This is a genomic window from Tropicibacter naphthalenivorans (assembly GCF_900176475.1).
GTDB lineage: Bacteria > Pseudomonadota > Alphaproteobacteria > Rhodobacterales > Rhodobacteraceae > Tropicibacter > Tropicibacter naphthalenivorans.
On sequence record NZ_FWXX01000020.1, the window covers coordinates 24,009 to 30,988 of the forward strand.

Annotated in this window: 3 protein-coding genes; all 3 read left to right on the top strand. The window is 66.2% G+C overall.

What is annotated here, in order from left to right:
• Window positions 1-46 precede the first annotated feature (46 nt).
• Entirely contained in the window at window positions 47-424 is a 378-nt protein-coding gene (locus B9A11_RS20355) for a hypothetical protein (RefSeq protein ID WP_058249430.1), read from the top strand.
• A 160-nt stretch (window positions 425-584) separates the two neighbouring features.
• Window positions 585-1,451 (top strand): NAD(P)H-binding protein, encoded by an 867-nt coding sequence (locus B9A11_RS20360; RefSeq protein ID WP_058249429.1) that lies wholly within the window; start codon window positions 585-587, stop codon window positions 1,449-1,451.
• Between the two features lie 277 nt (window positions 1,452-1,728).
• Window positions 1,729-6,980, top strand: a 5,252-nt coding sequence (locus B9A11_RS20365) for a beta strand repeat-containing protein (RefSeq protein ID WP_084662845.1), incomplete at its 3' end; no start/stop codon positions are given.

Here is a 6,980-nt window from a genome sequence, read left to right on the forward strand (position 1 = left end):
GTGGTTTATGTCCCTGCCATCACTTCTGATGACCAAGGATAAAGACATGAAACTGTTTACGATTTCCATTTTCGCCGCCGCTTGGACCCTGACGGCCTGCGCCGAGAGCGGTGCGCAGTATACGCCCATTCTGGACGGCGCGCCGACGCCCGCGTTTCAGGCCGACCTGACCGAATGCCAGACGCTCGCTCGCAATCAAAAGCAATTCGATCAGGAAACCATGGCGGCCGCGACCCTTGGCGCCGGGGCGGGCGCGGTCTTGGGCGCGCTGGACGACAGCACCGACACGGCCGAAGGCGCGATCGGCGGGGCCATTGCCGGGGCGCTGGCGGGCGGCGTGGCCAGCGCGGTGAACGCATCAGAGCGGCGCGAGGCCATCGTCACGCAGTGCCTGCGCGGGCGCGGCCACAAGGTGGTGGGATGAGCGTGCCGCTCCCCCCGATGGGCCCGCTGCTGACCTACCGCCGTCACCGCTTTGACGCGCTCCATGCCTTGTTGACAGGGCATGGGGTGGGCCATGATCGGGGCGCGCGGGGGGCGAAACCGCTCTGGCCGTGGCGCTTGTTTGCGTGAAAGGTGTGACGATGAAATCCGTTTTTATTGCCGGGGCGACCGGCTACCTCGGGCGCTATCTCTGCGCCGAATACCGGCGGCGCGGCTATTATGTTGCGGCGCTGGTGCGGGACAAAGCCCGCGCCCACGGTCTGAATGCCGACGCCTTGATCGAGGCGCAGGCGACGCGGCCAGAGACCTTGGCGGGCCTGATGGAGGGCGCCGATCTGGTGGTTTCGGCGCTGGGGATCACCCGGCAGGCGGACGGGTTGACCTATCGTGACGTGGATTTTCAGGCCAACCTCAACCTGCTGCGAGAGGCCGAGCGGGCGGGCGTGGCGCGCTTTGCCTATGTTCATGTTCTGGGGGCCGGCGCGATGGCGCATGTGCCCCTGGTCGCGGCCAAGGCCGCCTTTGTCGGTGCGCTGGTCGCCTCGCCCGTGGCCAGCACGGTGATCGCCCCGTCGGGGTATTTCTCGGACATGGGCGATTTTCTGGACATGGCGCGGGCGGGGCGGGTCTGGCTGTTTGCCCCCGGCACCCACCTGATCAACCCGATTCACGGCGCGGATCTGGCCGACGCCATTGCAGACGCGACAGAGGCGGGGCGCGACTGGCTGGACGTGGGCGGGCCGCAGACCTTTACCCACCGCGAATTGGCGCAGCTGGCCTTTGCCACGCTGGACCGGCCTGTGCGGATCACCCTCCTGCCCGATTGCCTGCGGCAGGTGGCGCTGCGGCTGCTGCCTTGGGTCACGCCGCGCCGCATCCATGGGCCTGCTCAGTTCTTTTTGACCGCCATGGCCTTGGACATGGTCGGCGAGGCGCATGGCACGCGCCAGCTGGGTGACCACTTTCTCGGACGTGCCAAGGCTGGGGCGGACGAGAGCAAAACCTAAAGGCAGGCCCGCAGAACACAGCGCCAAGAGCCTTGAATCTAAACAAAAGAGAGTTTGCGCCGCCATATGCACGCAAAACGGCAGCGCTTGCCCGCCCAGACTGAAAATACTGCTTATCCATACTTTACGGAGCGTTCAGTTTCCCTAAACTCGCGGCGAGAAGCACCATTTTATAGCAGAAGACCTCTGCTCTTTTTGGCCTTGGATCACAGGGGCGCGCCGAAGCTTGGTCGGGGCGCATCGGGCAGGCCGCACGCGATTTTAAACGGGGATTCCCATGGCGACTTTCATCGGCGACGCAAACGACAACATCCAAAGCGGCACCTCTGCGGCGGACAGCATCCAAGGTCTTGGCGGCGACGACCAGCTGCTGGGGCTTGGCGGGGCGGACACGCTGGACGGCGGAGATGGCGCGGACCTGTTGTCGGGGGGCAGCGACAATGACAGCCTGACCGGCGGCGCCGGGGACGACACGCTGTCGGGGGACAGCGGCTTTGACACGCTGACCGGCGGCGCGGGGGCGGATGTGTTCCGCAACGGCGTGACCGAGCTGGACGGCGATACCATCACCGATTTCACCGATCTGGACACGATCCGCATCAACTCGGTCTTTCTGTATGACAGCGCGTTTCAGACCTCTGTCGTGGGCGGCAACACGCTGTTGCAGATCAACACGGACGAGACGCCGGGCTTTGACATCACGCTGACGCTGACGGGCACGTTCAGCGGCTATTTCGCCGCGCTGGCGGGCGAGAGCGAGACCGACATCATCTATATCCCGGCCCCCGGCGGGACGAGCACCAGCGGCGATGACATCCTTAACGGCTCGCTGGTGGCGGATACGCTGGCGGGGGGCGATGGCGATGACCGGCTGATCGGGGCGCTTGGCGCGGATGATCTGGATGGCGGCGTGGGTCGGGATTCGATCTATGCCGGGGCGGGCAACGACACGATCCTTGGCGGCGCAGGTCGCGATTACATCGTGGGCGACGATGGCAACGACAGCATCGACGGCGGCGCGGATGCGGACACCATCTATGCGGGCGCGGGGGCGGATACCATCGACGTGGGCACCGGCAGCGGTAACGTGGCGGACGGCGGCTCTGGCGCGGATTCGCTGGTCTCGAACGCGGGCAGCGACCGGCTCAGTGGCGGCGCGGACAACGACACGCTGCTGGGCAACGACGGCAATGACACGCTCTATGGCGACGCCGGGGCGGACACGCTGGATGGCGGCACCGGGGGCGATAACCTTGATGGCGGGTCGGGCAACGACACGCTGACCGGCGGCGACGGCGGAGACTACCTGTCCGGCGGGCAGGACGACGACTTGCTGCACGGCAACCTGTCGAACGACAACCTCAACGGGAACAGCGGCGACGACACGCTGTACGGCGACGAAGGCGCGGATACGCTGTCGGGGGGCTCTGGGCTTGACCTGCTGGACGGCGGGATCGACGATGACCTGTTGTCCGGCGGGTCCGAGAACGACACGCTGGTAGGTCAAGACGGCGCAGACACGCTGCGCGGCGATGGCAACGCCGATGTCCTTTATGGCGGCGCGGGCGAAGACGTGCTGTCCGGCGGCTCGGGCGTTGACCTGTTGAGCGGCGGCACCGGGGCCGATCTGTTCACCGACAGCGCGGCCAACCTGGATGGCGACACCATCACCGATTTCAGCGTCACCAGCGGCGGCGTTGCGGGCGATGTGATCACCATCACGGGGACCCGTTTTGACGACAGCCACGTCACCGTGGGCACCTCCGGCGGCAACACAACCCTGAGCATCGACACCAACCGGGATGGCGTAGCCGACACTTTGATCACTCTCAGCGGGCTGTTCTCGGCGGATTTCCTGACGGTGCTGGAGGGCAGCTCGACCTCGATTTACGGCTTTGACCCGGCGGGGATCGGCGCGTCGGGCGCGCCTGTCGGCGGCCTGATCGTGGACGACACCACTGCCAGCGGCGTCGCGGCGGGCGGGGCAAGCACGATCTTTGGCAACGCGGGCAATGACACGCTGGCCGGGGATGGCGCGACGCGCATCATCATGGCGGGCCTTGGCGATGACGTCGTGACCGGCGGTCTGGCCGGCGAAGTGATCTCGGGCGATGGCGGCAACGACACGCTGGACGGCGGCTCTGGCGCGGATGTGATCTATGGCGGCGAGGGCGCAGACAGCCTGCTGGGCCAACTTGGGGTCGACAAGCTGTACGGCGATCTGGGCGACGACACGCTGGTGGGCGGCGGCTCTGGCGACTCGCTGTACGGGGGCGGCGGCTTTGACAGCCTGCTTGGCGACGCGGGCGACGACTTTCTGGACGGTGGCGACGGCAACGACACGATCCTCGGCGGGTCGGAATCCGACTACATCCAAGGCGGCAACGATCAGGACAGCATCTCTGGCGGGACCGAAGGCGACTATCTGTTCGGCGGCTCTGGCAATGACACCATCGACGGCGACGAAGGCAGCGACACCGTTTACGGTGGCCACGACGACGACAGCCTGTACGGCAGCGAAGGCAACGACAGCCTGTTTGGCGGGTCGGGTGATGACAGCCTGTTCGGCGAGGCGGACGACGACTCTCTGACCGGGGACGCGGGCAACGACGTGCTTAGCGGCGGCTTGGGCGACGACACGCTGAACGGCGGCAGCCAGTCCGATACGCTTAGCGGCGGGGCCGGGGACGACCTGTTCCTTGGCTATGACTGGCAGCTGGATTCGGACGTGATCACCGATTTCGCCGCCGGGGACCGGATTCGCGTCGACCTTAGAAGCTTTTTCGCCTCGGATATGACCACCAGCGTGGTGGGCGGCAATACGCTGTTCAGCATCGACACCGACCAAAGCGGCACCGCCGATCTGTTCTTTACGCTGACCGGCACCTTTGGCGCGGCGTTCCAGCTAATCACCTCTGGCAACTTCACCGAGATTTTCCTGCCCAGCCTTGGGTCTGGCTCGACTTGGGTGGGCAGCGCGGGCAACGACACCCATGTGGCCACCACCGGCGATGACCACCTGTCGGGGATGGGCGGCAACGACCAGATCACCGCGCTGGCGGGCAATGACACCGCCTATGGCGGCGATGGCGCGGACGACGTGTTCGGCGGGCTTGGCAATGACCTGATCGATGGCGGCGCGGGCGATGACTTCTTGCGCGGGGATGAGGACAACGACACCGTTCTGGGCCAAGGCGGCGACGACGAGATCTATGGCGACGCGGGCAACGACCTGATCGCGGGCGGCGATCACAACGACACGATCTATGGCGGCATCGGCGACGACCAGCTGGATGGCGACGATGGCGTGGACCGGCTGCATGGCGAGGCGGGCTTTGACGTCATGACCGGGGGCTTGGGCGATGACGACCTCTACGGCGGCACCGGCAACGACACGCTGTCGGGCGGCGATGACGACGACTACCTGCAAGGCGACGCGGACCAAGACAGCCTGAGCGGCGGCGCGGGCAACGACTATGCCCATGGCGGCACGGGCAACGATACCGTGACCGGGGACAGCGGCACCGACACCCTGTACGGCAGCTCTGGCGATGATGACCTGTACGGCGGCGACGGTGACGACTCTGTCTATGGCGGGTCGGACGACGACTATATCGAAGGCAACGATGGCGACGACCTGCTGGTCGGGGACGCTGGCAACGACGTGATCCTTGGCGGTCTGGGCAACGATACGCTCAACGGCGGCGGCACCACCGACACGCTGACCGGCGGCGCCGGGGCCGATATCTTTGGCGCGGGCCAGTCCTGGGAAATCGACGGCGACCGGATCGAGGATTTCACCGCCCAAGACCGCATCCGCATTCTCAGCCAGCGCTTTACCGACGTGGACATCAGCACCCAAGAGCTGAACGGCGACACCTTGCTGCTGGTCGACACCAATGGCGATGGCACGCGCGATGTGACGGTTACGCTGGCAGGGCTGGGCTATGCCGGAACCTTTGTGGCGCAGTCCAACGTGGGCCAGAACGGCGCGACCGACATCCTGTTGATCCCCGACGCGGGCGCAGGCACCCCGAGCGCGCTGGACGACACGCTGACCGGCTCGATCGCGGGCGATTTCATCGACGGGCAGGCCGGGGACGACGATATCTCTGGCGGTGCGTCCAACGACACGCTGTTCGGCGGCACGGGGGCGGACCAGCTGTTTGGCGGCTCGTCCGATGATACGCTGGCAGGCGGCGATGGCGACGATGAACTGACCGGCGGCCAGGGCAACGACCTGCTGAACGGCGAGGACGGCGCCGACGACATCTGGGGCGACGAAGGCAACGATACCGCCTCTGGTGGCTTGGGCAATGACGACATCGAAGGCGGCAGCGGCGCCGACAGCCTGCTGGGCAACGAAGGCATCGATACCCTTTACGGTCAGGACGGCGCAGACACGCTGCGCGGCGGCACCGACCGCGACAATATCTATGGCGGCAACGACAACGACAGCCTTTTCGGGGACAGCGGTGACGACTACCTTCAGGGCGACGCGGGCGAAGACAGCCTCGACGGCGGTGTTGGCAATGACTACCTGCACGGCGGCAGCGACAATGACACGCTGACCGGCGACAGCGGCACCGACACCCTGTATGGCAGCTCTGGCAACGATACGCTGGACGGCGGCACCGACAACGATGTCCTGTATGGTGGCAACGACGACGACCTCGTGATTGGCGGTCAGGGCGACGACTCGCTCGGCGGTGACAATGGCGCAGACAGCCTGACCGGCGGCGAAGGGGCCGATACGCTTGGCGGCGGCGGCGGTTTCGACACCCTGACCGGCGGCACCGAAGACGACCTCTTCCGCGGCCAGTTCTGGGAGCTGGATGGCGACACGATCACCGACTTTACGCTGGGCGATCGCATCCGCGTGGACGTCCAGAGCTTTGCAGAGACCGACCTGACCCTGACCGACAACGGCGTCGACACGACGCTGGAAATCGACATGGACAGCGATGGCGACACCGACATCACCCTGACGCTGAACGGCCTGTTCACCGACACCTTTGCCACGCTCTCGACCGGCAGCTTTACCGAGATCCTCTTGGTCAGCGGCAGCGGCGGCGTGGTCAACGGCACATCGGGCGCGGACACGCTGACCGGCAGCAATGGCGTCGACATCATCACCGGCTTTGAAGGCAACGACGAGATCATCGGCCTGGACGGCAACGACGCGATCAGCGCCGACGAAGGCAACGACACCGTGAACGCAGGCGCAGGCGACGACGTGGTCGGCGGCGGCGACGATAATGATGTGCTGAACGGCGGCGATGGCGCGGACGATTTGTCCGGCGAGGCCGGGCGCGACACGCTTGACGGCGATGCGGGCAACGACACGCTCAGCGGCGGCGCGGACAACGACCGGCTCTATGGCGGCGTGGGCGACGACTCGCTCGACGGAGATGACGGCGTTGACACACTGCATGGCGAGGACGGCAACGACACGCTGAACGGCGGGATCGAGCGCGACACGCTGTATGGCGGCAACGATCAGGACAGCCTGCTCGGCGGCGCTGGCGA